Source organism: Sulfitobacter sp. TCYB15 (genome assembly GCF_040435955.1).
Lineage (GTDB): Bacteria > Pseudomonadota > Alphaproteobacteria > Rhodobacterales > Rhodobacteraceae > Sulfitobacter > Sulfitobacter pontiacus.
In genome coordinates this window covers 237101-249561 of the sequence record NZ_CP159193.1, presented here as the reverse complement: position 1 = coordinate 249561, position 12461 = coordinate 237101, and the positions used below count along the sequence as shown (strand labels likewise).

At 59.0% G+C, this 12461-nt stretch carries 13 protein-coding genes; 7 read left to right on the top strand and 6 right to left on the bottom strand.

The window, feature by feature from the left end:
- Window positions 1-35: 35 nt before the first annotated feature.
- From ABM428_RS01175 to ABM428_RS01155, 5 genes are read left to right on the top strand one after another with little or no spacing between them, the layout of a single operon-like run.
- A complete protein-coding gene (locus tag ABM428_RS01175) occupies window positions 36-1163 on the top strand; it encodes an ABC transporter ATP-binding protein (protein WP_064217298.1) in 1128 nt (375 codons plus the stop codon).
- Between the two features lie 2 nt (window positions 1164-1165).
- A complete protein-coding gene (locus ABM428_RS01170; protein WP_037942582.1) occupies window positions 1166-2041 on the top strand; it encodes an ABC transporter permease subunit in 876 nt (291 codons plus the stop codon).
- Window positions 2038-2859: an ABC transporter permease gene (locus ABM428_RS01165; protein WP_289085439.1), complete on the top strand. Its 822-nt coding sequence runs from the start codon at window positions 2038-2040 to the stop codon at window positions 2857-2859. Before ABM428_RS01170 ends, ABM428_RS01165 begins: the two co-directional genes overlap by 4 nt.
- Window positions 2860-2871: 12 nt before the next feature.
- Window positions 2872-4200, top strand: coding sequence for an FAD-dependent oxidoreductase (locus tag ABM428_RS01160; RefSeq protein WP_353628073.1), 1329 nt, complete (start codon window positions 2872-2874; stop codon window positions 4198-4200).
- A 60-nt stretch (window positions 4201-4260) separates the two neighbouring features.
- Window positions 4261-5580 carry a UDP-glucose/GDP-mannose dehydrogenase family protein gene (locus tag ABM428_RS01155; protein WP_132997586.1) on the top strand — a complete coding sequence of 440 codons (1320 nt, stop codon included), beginning with the start codon at window positions 4261-4263 and terminating at the stop codon, window positions 5578-5580.
- Between the two features lie 47 nt (window positions 5581-5627).
- Here the strand turns inward: ABM428_RS01155 and ABM428_RS01150 are convergent, their stop codons facing one another.
- Window positions 5628-6527, bottom strand: a complete 900-nt coding sequence (locus tag ABM428_RS01150) for a rhodanese-related sulfurtransferase (RefSeq protein WP_039912169.1) — start codon at window positions 6525-6527, stop codon at window positions 5628-5630.
- 102 nt (window positions 6528-6629) lie between these two features.
- Between ABM428_RS01150 and pncA the strand changes: the two genes are divergently transcribed.
- Window positions 6630-7226, top strand: coding sequence for a bifunctional nicotinamidase/pyrazinamidase (pncA, locus tag ABM428_RS01145; protein ID WP_165934335.1), 597 nt, complete (start codon window positions 6630-6632; stop codon window positions 7224-7226).
- On the opposite strand, the gene ABM428_RS01140 is transcribed toward pncA, so the two are convergent.
- On the bottom strand, window positions 7213-7872 hold the full coding sequence (locus tag ABM428_RS01140; RefSeq protein ID WP_037942591.1) for a MarC family protein: 660 nt from the start codon (window positions 7870-7872) through the stop codon (window positions 7213-7215). The two genes, pncA and ABM428_RS01140, sit on opposite strands and share 14 nt — an antisense overlap.
- A 125-nt stretch (window positions 7873-7997) precedes the next feature.
- Here ABM428_RS01140 and pncB point away from each other — a divergent pair, with 125 nt between their 5' ends.
- Window positions 7998-9290, top strand: a complete 1293-nt coding sequence (pncB, locus tag ABM428_RS01135) for a nicotinate phosphoribosyltransferase (RefSeq protein WP_009825586.1) — start codon at window positions 7998-8000, stop codon at window positions 9288-9290.
- An 87-nt stretch (window positions 9291-9377) separates the two neighbouring features.
- Here pncB and ABM428_RS01130 read toward each other — a convergent pair whose 3' ends face one another.
- The 4 genes from ABM428_RS01130 to ABM428_RS01115 all read right to left on the bottom strand — a co-directional run bounded on the left by ABM428_RS01130 (window position 9378) and on the right by ABM428_RS01115 (window position 12460).
- Entirely contained in the window at window positions 9378-9923 is a 546-nt protein-coding gene (locus tag ABM428_RS01130; RefSeq protein ID WP_132997584.1) for a nicotinate phosphoribosyltransferase, read from the bottom strand.
- Window positions 9924-10125: 202 nt separating this feature from the next.
- The gene (gene arfB / locus ABM428_RS01125; protein WP_005850506.1) at window positions 10126-10548 is read right to left on the bottom strand and encodes an alternative ribosome rescue aminoacyl-tRNA hydrolase ArfB; all 423 of its coding nucleotides are present in this window, start codon (window positions 10546-10548) and stop codon (window positions 10126-10128) included.
- 332 nt (window positions 10549-10880) lie between these two features.
- Complete coding sequence (locus ABM428_RS01120; protein WP_037954002.1) at window positions 10881-11501, bottom strand: queuosine precursor transporter; 621 nt, start codon at window positions 11499-11501, stop codon at window positions 10881-10883.
- Between the two features lie 92 nt (window positions 11502-11593).
- Window positions 11594-12460, bottom strand: coding sequence for an esterase-like activity of phytase family protein (locus ABM428_RS01115; RefSeq protein WP_168592340.1), 867 nt, complete (start codon window positions 12458-12460; stop codon window positions 11594-11596).
- Window position 12461 lies beyond the last annotated feature (1 nt).

Here is a 12461-nt window from a genome sequence, read left to right as displayed (position 1 = left end):
CGGAGGGGTAAACGCTGTGCAAAGGATAGATCAAAGTGAGCCAACCCGTTTTCGCCCCGTGGGATGACCCGAACGAAAAGCCGCTTATCCGCTTCGAGAATGTGACAAAGCGTTTTGGCGATTTCGTTGCGATCGATGATCTGTCTTTGAGTATTTATGAAAGCGAGTTCTTTGCACTGCTGGGGCCTTCGGGCTGCGGTAAAACAACGATGATGCGCATGCTTGCCGGGTTTGAAAACCCAAGCGCGGGCAAGATCGAATTGGCGGGTAAGAATATCGCGGGCATCCCGCCGAACAAGCGGGCGGTTAACATGATGTTCCAGTCCTATGCCCTGTTCCCACATCTGTCTGTCTGGGAGAATATCGCCTTTGGGTTGAAACGAGGGGATATGTCCAAGGCAGATATCGCCGCACGCGTTGAAGAGATGCTCAAACTGACGCGCCTTACCAAATTTGCCAAACGCAAACCCCACCAAATCTCGGGGGGGCAACGTCAACGGGTCGCGCTTGCGCGGTCCCTCGCCAAAGCGCCGAAGCTTTTGCTACTGGACGAACCGCTTGGCGCGCTGGACAAAAAGCTGCGTCAGGACACCCAGTTTGAACTGATGGATATCCAGGAAAGCACGGGGACCACCTTTGTGATCGTTACCCACGACCAAGAGGAAGCGATGACCGTCGCAAGCCGCGTGGCTGTGATGGACGAAGGGCAGATAATCCAGGTCGCGACGCCAGGAGGTATCTACGAAGCACCTAATTCCGTCTACGTCGCAGACTTCATCGGTGACGTGAACATTATCTCCGGCACGGTGAAGCCCGCAGGCGAGAATATGTACCACCTTGATTGGGTCGCGAATGAGGCCCCCTTGCTTGCGGCATCAGAACGCCCCTTTAGCGATGGGCAGGAAGCTCATCTTGCGATCCGACCGGAGAAGATCGCCATTTCTACCGAGAAGCCGACAGAAATGAAGAACGCTGTTCAGGGCACCGTTCTGGACATCGCATATCTTGGCAATCTCAGCACCTACCATGTCCAGCTGGCCGGTGGTCAAGTGATCAAGGCACAGACCGCAAACACGCGTCGGCTGTCGCGCCGCACGATCACGTGGGAGGATAAGGTCTGGATTTCATGGAGCGCCACCGCCGGCGTCCTGTTGGAGCGATGAATATGCGTCGCTTTTTCCTTATCGCGGTGCCCTATGCTTGGTTGCTCGCGCTGTTTCTCATTCCTTTCATCATTGTTTTTAAAATTTCTCTCTCTGATCTGGCTTTGTCGATTCCTCCTTACTCCCCGACGGCAAAAGACGGGATCTGGGCGATGTTCGCGGCATTCGATCTGGAAAACTTTACCTTTCTTGCTTCGGACGATCTCTACTGGAAGGCTTACCTAAGCAGTTTGAAGATTGCGTTAATATCTACAGTTTTAGCGGTTTTGGTGGGATACCCCATGGCCTACGGCATGGCCCGCGCGCCCGAGGAATGGCGTCCGACCCTCATGATGCTGGTGATCTTGCCCTTTTGGACCAGTTTCCTGATCCGCGTTTACGCATGGGTCGGTATTCTGAGTAATGAGGGGCTTTTGAATCAATTCCTGCTGTGGTTGGGCATCATCGATACGCCTTTGACGATCATGAACACGACGACCGCGGTCTATATAGGAATTGTTTACACCTATCTGCCATTCATGATTCTACCGATCTATGCCGCGCTAGATCGGTTGGACGAATCCTTGATCGAGGCCGCTGAAGATCTGGGATGTTCACGGTTAAAGGCATTCTGGCTGGTCACGATACCTTTGTCTCGCAACGGGATCATTGCAGGGTGTTTCCTGGTCTTTATCCCCGCGCTGGGCGAATTCGTTATCCCGTCTTTGTTGGGCGGTTCAGGGACGTTGATGATCGGCAAGGTCTTGTTCGAGGAGTTCTTTAACAACCGCGACTGGCCCGTCGCGAGCGCGGTAGCGGTGATCCTGCTGCTGATACTGATCGTTCCAATCGTTCTGTTCCAACGCAACCAGCAACGTCAGGCCGAGGTGGAGTCATGAGACGCGCAAGCTGGTTCAATATTACGTCGCTCACCCTCGGGTTTGCTTTTCTTTATCTGCCGATGATCCTGCTGGTCATCTACAGTTTTAACAGTTCGAAACTGGTGACTGTCTGGGCCGGTTTCTCGACGAAATGGTACGGCGAGCTGCTTCAGAATGAGGCATTTCTGAATGCTGCTATGGTAACGCTGAAGGTCGCGGTGGCATCCTCTACGCTGGCAACGGTGTTGGGGACGATGGCGGCATACATTCTTGTGCGCGGGGGGCGGTTTGCTGGGCGTACGCTCTTCTCGGGTATGATCTACGCGCCGCTGGTCATGCCGGAGGTGATTACCGGCCTGTCGCTGTTGCTTCTGTTTATCGGGATCGGGCTGGACCGGGGGACGCTAACCATCGTGCTGGCACACACGACCTTTTCGATGTGCTACGTGTCAGTGGTCGTGTCATCAAGGCTGGTGACTTTTGACCGGTCGCTGGAGGAAGCGGCGCTGGACCTTGGGTGCTCGCCTTTCGACGCCTTCCGTTTGGTAACCTTGCCGATCATCGCGCCGGCGGTCATTTCGGGGTGGCTGTTGGCGTTCACGCTCTCGCTGGACGACCTTGTTATCGCTTCGTTTACCACGGGCCCGTCCTCCACAACCCTGCCGATCAAGATCTGGAGCGCGGTGCGTCTCGGCGTCTCGCCCGAGATTAACGCATTGTCCACCATCATGATCGGTATCGTGACTTTCGGGGTTATCACGGCGTCACTGATATCGAAGCGCAAGGCGATCAAGGCGCAACGCGATGTGCAGGCGGCGGAACGCGCCGCGGCATGAAAGAGCGGCGGCATGAAACGAATATTTAACGATTTTGCCTATACAGATGCGCCTAGGGAAGATTGTTGGTGGGATCAAACCTGCGCCGCTACCGACAGGCCTGCGTTGGAAGGTGACGTATCCTGTGACGTGGCGATTGTGGGGGGCGGCTTTACAGGGCTCTCTGCCGCGTTGCGCCTTGCGGAGGCTGGATATTCGGCGGTCGTGCTGGAAAATCGATATGTCGGCTGGGGCGCGTCGGGCCGCAACGGGGGCTTTTGTTGCCTTGGGGGCGGACGGCTAAGTGATGCCGCGCTGGACAAGCTTGCGGGGCGCGAGGATCGGTTGCGCTTTCGCGCGGCTGAGCTGGCGGCGATCAACTTTGTTGACGCGTTGATCACGCGGCATGGGATCGAGGTTGACCGCCACTCCGACGGGGAGATCGAGCTGGCGCATCGGCCCAAGGATATGGACGATTTTCGCACGCGCGTCCGCGAGGTGCGAGAGAACTACGGGCTAGAGGCGCGGCTTATTGATCCCGCGGATTTCGCGGCGCATGGGCTGTCAGGGCCTTTCCACGGGGCGCTGCATATTCCCGCGGGCTTTGCGCTGAACCCGCGGAAATACGTGACCGGCCTTGCTGCGGCGGCGGAAAAGGCGGGTGCGGTGATTTACCATGGTACGCCTGCGCTTGAGGTACGGCAGGCGGCGCAGGGTCACGACGTTCGAACGCCCAAGGGCAGGGTGCGTGCACAGAAAGTGATTGTCGCCACGAACGGGTATTCGTCGGAAGATTTGGTGCCGGGGCTGTCGGCACGCTATATGCCCACGCAGTCGACGGTCCTTGTGACCCGCCCCCTGACCGAGGCAGAGCTTGATGCCGCAGGATGGAAGAGCGATTATATGTCCGCAGATACGCGCAATTTGCTGCATTATTTCAGGCTGATGCCGGACCGCCGGATGTTGTTCGGCATGCGCGGCGGTTTGGTGACGGGCAAAGCGGCAGAGGCGCGCGCCATTGCGCGTGTGCGCCGCGATTTCGAAAAGTTTTTCCCGGCATGGAAAGACGTTGAGACACCCTACCAATGGTCGGGTATGGTATGTCTGTCGCGCGCGCAAATGCCCTTTGTCGGCAAGCTCCCTGACCCCGGTGCTGTCTATGCAAGTCTTTGTTATCATGGGAATGGTGTTGCAATGGGCAGCTATTCGGGCGGGCTGGTCGCGGATCTGGTGATGGGCAAACCCATCGACCGGCCCTACCCTCAGGTTATGCAAAAACCGCTGCGAAAGTTCGAGCTGGGGCGCTTGCGCCGGCTTCTGATGCCATTTGCCTATCTTGGTTTTGCGCTGTCAGATCACTAGATGTGGGTGCACCGGCTGGCTTGGCTTGCTGACTGTCAAATTGATTTAGGATAAAGTTTCATGAAGATTGCGATGATTGGCACCGGCTATGTCGGTTTGGTCTCGGGTGTTTGTTTCTCGGATTTCGGGCATGAAGTTGTCTGTGTCGACAAAGACCCGTCTAAAATCGAGAAGTTGGAAAAGGGCATCGTCCCGATCTACGAACCCGGTCTTGATGATTTGATGGCCAAGAACGTTGCAGCGGGGCGTCTATCTTTCACCGGTAACCTTGCCAGTGCAGTGGATGGTGCGGATGCCGTGTTTATCGCGGTTGGGACGCCGACCCGGCGCGGGGACGGGCATGCGGATCTGACCTATGTCATGGCCGCCGCAGAAGAGATCGCCTCTGTCCTGACGGGTTATGCGGTGATCGTCACCAAATCGACTGTGCCAGTGGGCACCAACCGTCAGGTTAAACAGGTCGTCGCCAAAGCCAATCCCAAGGCCGAATTCGACGTTGCCTCGAACCCGGAATTCCTGCGTGAAGGGGCCGCGATTGACGACTTTATGCGCCCCGACCGCGTGGTTGTAGGCACGCAGAATGAACGCGCCGAACAGGTGATGAAGGACATCTACCGCCCGCTCTCGCTGCGCGAGTTTTCGATCATGTCGACCGATCTGGAAAGCGCAGAGATGATCAAATACGCCGCCAACGCGTTTTTGGCGACGAAGATTACCTTTATCAATGAAATCGCGGCGCTGTGTGAACGCACTGGTGCGGATGTGAAAATGGTGTCGAAAGGCATGGGGCTGGATAACCGGATCGGGTCCAAGTTCCTGCACGCGGGCCCGGGCTATGGCGGCAGCTGCTTCCCGAAAGACACGCAGGCCTTGGCGCGGATGGGGCAGGATCATTCGGTGCCGATGCAGCTGACCGAAACCGTGATCAAGGTGAACGACGAGGTCAAACGCCGGATGATCGACAAGGTGGTCGACATCTGTGGCGGATCGGTAAACGGCAAGACCATCGCGGTGCTGGGGGTAACGTTCAAGCCCAACACAGACGATATGCGCGACTCTCCCAGCTTGACGATTGTGCCATCGCTGGTGGGCAACGGGGCCAAGGTGCGTGTGGTTGATCCGCAGGGCAAACGCGAGGGCGAAGCCTTGCTGCCGGGCGTGTCGTGGCTGGAGGATGCCTATAAGGCCGCGCAAAATGCGGATGCGCTGGTCATTCTGACGGAGTGGAATGAATTCCGCGCGCTGGACCTCAAGCGGATGGCCAAGCGGATGACGACCCCTGCGATGGCAGATCTGCGCAATATCTACAGCCCGAAAGATGCCAAACGCGCCGGTTTCTCGGCCTATGTCTCTATCGGGCGCGAAGGGTTCGGGGCTTAACCTGAACCACAGGCCCGCGCTTGGAACAGGGCGGGCCGACAGCGTGATCAGCTGCGGTGGGTTTCGCCGCGTGCTTTGGCAAGCGTCATCTGCCGCTGGCGCTCACGGAACCGCGCCTTATCCGCGTCAGAGGTTTCATTGACGCACTGCGGGCAGCTAACGCCGGCCTCGTATCCGGGCTTTGCGGTATCTTCGGGCAGGATCGGGCGACGGCAACCGTGGCACAGCATATGCGGCCCTTCTTTCAACCCGTGACCAACGCTGACCCGGTTATCAAAGACAAAGCAATCGCCTTTCCAGCTGCTTTGCTCTTCGGGGACTTCTTCAAGGTACTTGAGGATGCCCCCCTTGAGGTGGAACACGTCCTCCACCCCTTGGCCGATCAGGTAGTTCGTCGATTTCTCACACCGGATACCGCCGGTGCAGAACATCGCGATCTTCTTGTTGTGGAAACGGTCCTTATTCGCCTCCCACCAGGCGGGGAATTCGCCAAAGCTCTGGGTTTCCGGGTCGATGGCCCCGTCGAATGTGCCGATCGCGACCTCATAGTCATTGCGCGTGTCGATCACGGCAACATCGTCGCGGCCGATCAGATCGTTCCAGTCGGCGGGATCGACGTAATGCCCGACCTTGGCCAGCGGATCGACATCGGGCTGACCCATGGTGACGATCTCGCGCTTCAGGCGGACCTTCATCTTGCCGAAGGGCGGCGTCGTGGCGGTGCTTTCCTTCCACTCAAGATCGGCGCAGCCGGGCAGGGCACGGATATGCGCGATGACCGCGTCTATCCCCGCACGGGGGCCGGCGATGGTTCCGTTGATGCCTTCGGCGGCGACAAGCAGCGTGCCTTTGACGTCATGTTGCGCACAAAGCGCAATCAACGGCGGGCGCAGGGCGTCAGGCGCGTCAAAACGGCTGAAATGATAGAGGGCGGCAATGGTATACATGCGCGCTGAGATACGCCCATGCGGCGGTTCAGGCAAGGGGGTGCCGTGCCGCACCCGCCGTGCTATGTCCCTTGGCACAAGCTGGCCCATGAGGAACCCGATATGACCCACGCCCTGATCGTGATTGATGTGCAAAATGATTTCTGCCCCGGCGGAGCTCTTGCGGTGACAGACGGCGACGCCATCGTCGACGGGATCAACGCGCTGATGGGGCAGGCGGATGCGGTGGTTCTAACGCAGGACTGGCATCCGGCGGGCCATTCCTCCTTTGCGTCGTCCCATGCGGATAAGGCACCCTTCGAGGTGACGCAGATGCCCTATGGCGCGCAGGTGCTGTGGCCGGATCATTGTGTCCAAGGCAGCAACGGGGCCGCGTTCCACCCGCGGCTGGATCAAGCCCGTGCCGATATGATCATTCGTAAAGGGTACAACCCCGCCATAGACAGCTATTCTGCGTTCTTCGAAAATGATCACAAAACGCCTACCGGGCTTGAAGGGTATTTGCGGACACGCGGCATAACCAAGCTGACGATGGTAGGGCTGGCGCTTGATTTCTGCGTTAACTTTTCCGCCGTGGACGCGGCGAAGCTGGGCTTTGATGTCGAGGTCCGTTTGGACCTGTGTCGTGCGATCGATCTGGACGGATCGCTTTCTGCCGCGCGCGAGGCGATGACGACGGCGGGGGTTACTCTGCGCTAAGCGGGGCGTCTTCGACGGGGGCGATGTTGAGGATATCCAGCGCATCCAGCCCGCCAAGCGTGGCATCCACCGCGACGGTCGCCAGAATGATCCCCATGACGCGGCTGATCACGCTGGCGCCCGTGGTCCCCATCAGGTGACCGATCCGCCCTGCGAGCAACAGAAGCACAAGCGTGAACAGCAGCACGACCACCAGCAGGCCCGCCGTGACCAGCTGGTCTGATATCTGGTTGGTGTGGTTGTCCGTCAGGATCACAATCGCCAGCATCGCCCCCGGAGAGGCGATAGACGGCATGGCGAGCGGAAAGACCGCACCGGCGAGATGATCCCGCTCTGCCGCCTCGATTTCCTGCGTCGGTTTGGGATCGCCGAAAATCATGCTGAGCGCGAAGAGGAACAGGATAATCCCGCCCGCGACCTGAAACGACCCCAGCCGCAGCCCAAGGTTCTCTAGCAGATATTGCCCGCCGACGAGGAACCCAAGCAAGACCAGGCCGGCCACCAGTACGGCCCGCAGCGCAAAGCTTTTGTGCAGGTGTTGCGGGACGTTGGCTGTCGCGAAAAGAAAGACGGGAAGGCTGCCAATAGGGTCGATCACGACAAACAAGGTAATCAACTCTCGCAAGAGAATGGGCCATTCCAGCATCTAGCAGCGCTCCTTAGGGGGTTAAGCCGGTGGATTACCACAGGTTTTGCACTGTGTCAGCGGCAATTCCCTTGCCCGTACAAGATGGATGGGCCACAAACACACCGCCTAAGGGAGCTTTGAACATGGTCGACATTGCAAGCCGCGTCTGGAACCACAAGTGGAAGATCGACCCTATCGTGCGGTCCCTGATCGATACGGATTTCTATAAGCTGTTGATGTGCCAGTCGGTTTTTCGCAACAAGCCGGAAACACAGGTCACATTCAGCCTGATCAACCGTTCCAAGCATATCCCGCTGGCCGATCTCATTGACGAAGGAGAGCTGCGCGAACAGCTTGATCACATCCGGTCGCTGTCACTCAGCCGCGGGGAAAGCACTTGGCTGCGTGGGAATACTTTTTACGGCAAGCGCCAGATGTTCCGCCCCGACTTTATGGAGTGGTTCGAGGGCCTGCGCCTGCCGCCCTATCATCTTGAGCGTAAGGGCGACCAATACGAGCTGACATTCGAAGGGTCGTGGCCCGAAGTCATGCTGTGGGAGATCCCCGCCCTGGCCGTCTTGATGGAGCTGCGCAGCCGCGCCGTGTTGGACCGTATGGGCCGGTTCGAACTGCAGGTGCTCTATGCGCGCGGCATGACCCGTGTCTGGGAAAAGATCGAAGCCCTGCGGGAAATTCCAGATCTGTCCATCGCCGATTTCGGCACCCGTCGTCGCCATTCGTTCCTGTGGCAGGATTGGTGCGTGCAGGCCATGCAGGAAGGCTTGGGCGACGCCTTTACCGGTACGTCAAACTGCAAAATCGCCATGAGCCGAGAGGTCGAGGCGATCGGCACCAACGCGCATGAACTGCCGATGGTCTATGCCGCATTGGCCAAGGACGACGCCGCACTTGCGCAAGCGCCCTATGACGTTCTGCAAGACTGGCACGATGAACACGAAGGTAACCTGCGCATCATTCTGCCTGATACTTACGGCACGAAAGGCTTTCTGGATAACGCGCCCGACTGGCTGGCGGGCTGGACCGGTATCCGCGTCGACAGTGGTGATCCGGCGGTGGCGGCACAGACCGCGATCGACTGGTGGAAGTCCCGCGGTGAAGACCCCAGTGAAAAGCGGGTTATTTTCAGCGACGGTCTGGATGTCGCCAAGATCAAGGAATTGCATCAACAGTTCGCGGGCAAGGTCAAAGCCTCCTTTGGGTGGGGCACCTTGCTGACAAATGATTTCCGCGGGCTGGTGCCTGACGACGCGCTCGCCCCGTTTTCGTTGGTGTGCAAAGCGGTCAAGGCAAACGGCAGCCCGACGGTGAAGCTGTCGGATAACCCTAACAAAGCAATGGGCCCGCAGTCAGAGATTGACCGTTACAAACGTGTCTTTGGCGTCGGCGATCAGGCGGCTCAGAAAGTTATCGTCTGATCCGACGGCAAAAGGGGCCAGTGGTTTCCCACCGGCCCCTCTGCTTTATGCCGCCTGCGTGGGGTGCGGGGCATAACTGCCAATCGCTTAGCCGCGGTCGTCGACGATCAGGGTCAGACCGCCCATACCGTTACCGCGCACGGCCACGACCTCTTCCGAGGTGAAGCCTTCGGCTTCCAGCTCTGCGCTCAGGTCAGCATTGGCGTCAACAGAGGCGCGCATGTCATCAACGGCCTCGGCCTGTGCGTCCAGCGCGTCGTCCAGCGCGGTTGTGGTCCCCTGTTTGGATGCCTTGAGCTCCGACACGGTTACGACGTCTAGCTTGGCGTCGGCATCGAACGCGTCAATTTCTGCTTGGGTCTGCGTGTCGGTTTCGGCACCAGCGCGCAGTTCCTGGATCAACTGACCATAGTTTTCCTGCGCGGTGTCGCTGGTGTCGGTCACGGCACCCTTGGCTTGTTTCAATGTGGAATCGGTGGATAGTGAACCGGATGCGCCAACGTCAGCGCTGATGCCCGACCCTACGTCTGCTGCGCCGCCAACGGCACCATCAACAGAGGTTTGCGCCATCGCTGCGGTGGAAACGCCGGTGGCCATCAGGGTCGCGATCAGTGTTGTGGTCGTAAGTTTCATCTGAGTTCTCCTTAGATTTACTACCAGACATCGCTTGCATGTCTGCGAGGGGAACACCGGGCCACGGCGATCCGTTCCAGCGCGGATTCGACCCTCTGGCGGCGATTTGCCGATAGGGGGCGCATACCGGCAAAAAACGGCGAGATAGGGGCGCTGCAATAGAAGTGATGGAACGGCGGCGCAGGGTAGGCCCCGCAGCAGGCTATTCCGGCGGATCAACCCGTCCGCGCAACGCCTTCACCTCGCCCCGCGTCTTTTTCGCCTTCAGCCGGCGCTTCTTCGAACCGAGCGTCGGGCGTGTCGGGATACGCTTTTTGGGCGGCTTCAACGCGGCGGTGATCAGTTCCTTCAGGCGCTCGCGGATAATCTCGCGGTTGCGGACCTGACTTCGGGTTTCGTCGCATTGCAGCACCAACGCGCCCTCGGTCGTCCAACGACGGCCCGCCAGTCTGCGCAGACGGTTTTTGACCGGCGTCGGAATAGAAGGGGAGGTCGCGGCCTCGAACCGCAGTTCCACGGCGCTTGAGACCTTGTTCACATTCTGACCGCCGGGCCCGGAGGCGCGCATGAAGCTTTCCGTCAGCTCCCAGTCCTGAATGGCAATCTCGTCCGTGATCCGCAGCATCAAACTCTCCTTCATGGCGACTATCGCATCGCGCAGACCCAAGGGAAAGGGGAACGCCCAGATACGAAAAGGGCCGCCCCGGTGCGGAGCGGCCCAATCGAAGGGTTTAAGGAGGTGGGATCGGTTAGATCGGCGATCCACCCGGGTTGTTTCAACCGTCAGGGGCTGCCCTAACGGGATACCTCCCAAGCTGTTCCGACACCTCGCTCCAATACCGTTCTTGACACTGGATCACCTCCTTTACATTTGTTGAACTCACTTGAAGACTGGCACAGTAATCTGAAAACGCAAAACGTTTTCTGCACCCGTCACGGTTCACAAAAGGGTGCCTATCAGCTGCGGGTCAAAAGTTGTGCAGTGATGATGCGGAAGGGGATCAGGGCAATCAGCGCAATCCCGAGTTTCACAGACCAGTCTGCAACGGCCAGCGATACCCAAAGCGGCGCGAGCGGGCCGCTGCCGAGCAATGGCAACATTTCGGCCGCCCAGGACACATCGGTTGCAGGATGCAGGAACGACAGGGCACCGGAAAATGAGATCGAGAAAAACAGCAGCGTATCAAGCGTGCTGCTGACCAGCGTGCTGGCCAAAGGCGCACGCCACCACGTGCCATCGCGCAGCGCAGAGAAGATCGCGACATCGACCAATTGCGCCACGAGGAATGCCACACCGGACCCGATCGCGATGCGTAGGGTCACCAGCGGCCCGAATTCGCCCATGATCTGCGTCCCGATCAGCGAACAGACCAGCCCCACGACAAAGCCTACCAGCACGACACGGCGCGCGGCATCCTTGCCGTAGACGCGGTTCATCACGTCGGTGACCAGAAACGCCAGCGGATAGGTGAACGCGCCCCAAGTCAGCCATTGGCCAAAGAGGAACTGAACAAGAATGTTGGAGGCCACAACGATGGCAGCCATGGCAAGAATGCCGGGAAGGTAGGTGCGTGTCATATTTGAAACCGTTTTTTGCAAGGGTGCGGCGACTTGGCCTGCGGGGATCGCAGACGTCATGCGTTGTAGGGAAGGCGGGGCACCCGCGCAAGCTATTGCGTTATCGTCAGCTCGATCACCTGGGTTTCCTGCACGGAGAGGAAATTATCGTCTGATATCATCATCACCCGCGTGCGCCCGATGGCGTCGCGCCAAACGGTCAGCGCCTCTAGGTTGTCGTATCGCGCGGGCAGGGTTTGCAGCAGCGTCACCGCGCTGGCCTGATCCCCAGAGAGTTCGATCCGCCGCAGGCGCGTGCGAAACCCCAGCGGGGTGACCGTACGCTCGAGCAGATACAACCGCCCTTCATCGTCGAAATCCGCACCCACGGGGACAAAGGGGCTGTCATTCTCGAGGTAGGCCGCGATGCGCCACGTGCCGTCTTGGTATTTGTACAGCGGGATCTGATCGCCGCGGTTATCCTCGGGCAAGGCATAAAGCGCGCCTGCTGCATCGACCGCCAAAGCTTCAAATCCGGCATTGTCGCGCAGCACTGCGCCCTCGGGCGGGGCGATGAACTGCAATGGGGTGCCGTCGGCAAGGTTGGTACGCGCGATGCGATGATCGCCTTCGTAGCTGATAAAGATGCTGCCATCCGGCGCAATCGCCAGACCTTCGGCGTCGGCCTCGGGTTTGTCCATCACCGCGCCGTTCTTATCGCGCAGCGCGACGGAATGGATGATCTCCATCCCCGTCAGCGTGCCAAGCGCGTCGCGCGACAGGTCGGCCACGATGATCCGCCCGCGGTCACTGATCGCGGTAAGCTGTTTGCCATCCGCGCGCATCTCGACACCGGACAGGCCACCGAACCAGGGGGCGTCATGCTCCCACGTCAACTGTTGATGTTGCGCGATAGGGCCATTTGCACCCGCCGCAAAAGCAGCGGAGGCAAAGCCGAGGGCAAAAAGGATCTGTAGCAAG

Coding starts and splice junctions, on each gene's coding strand:
- ABM428_RS01160 (WP_353628073.1), top strand. CDS start 2,872: ATGAAACGAATATTTAACGATTTTGCCTATACAGATGCGCCTAGGGAA.
- ABM428_RS01150 (WP_039912169.1), bottom strand. CDS start 6,527: ATGTATACCATTGCCGCCCTCTATCATTTCAGCCGTTTTGACGCGCCT.
- ABM428_RS01165 (WP_289085439.1), top strand. CDS start 2,038: ATGAGACGCGCAAGCTGGTTCAATATTACGTCGCTCACCCTCGGGTTT.
- ABM428_RS01170 (WP_037942582.1), top strand. CDS start 1,166: ATGCGTCGCTTTTTCCTTATCGCGGTGCCCTATGCTTGGTTGCTCGCG.
- pncA (WP_165934335.1), top strand. CDS start 6,630: ATGACCCACGCCCTGATCGTGATTGATGTGCAAAATGATTTCTGCCCC.
- ABM428_RS01130 (WP_132997584.1), bottom strand. CDS start 9,923: ATGAAACTTACGACCACAACACTGATCGCGACCCTGATGGCCACCGGC.
- ABM428_RS01155 (WP_132997586.1), top strand. CDS start 4,261: ATGAAGATTGCGATGATTGGCACCGGCTATGTCGGTTTGGTCTCGGGT.
- arfB (WP_005850506.1), bottom strand. CDS start 10,548: ATGCTGCGGATCACGGACGAGATTGCCATTCAGGACTGGGAGCTGACG.
- ABM428_RS01140 (WP_037942591.1), bottom strand. CDS start 7,872: ATGCTGGAATGGCCCATTCTCTTGCGAGAGTTGATTACCTTGTTTGTC.
- pncB (WP_009825586.1), top strand. CDS start 7,998: ATGGTCGACATTGCAAGCCGCGTCTGGAACCACAAGTGGAAGATCGAC.
- ABM428_RS01120 (WP_037954002.1), bottom strand. CDS start 11,501: ATGACACGCACCTACCTTCCCGGCATTCTTGCCATGGCTGCCATCGTT.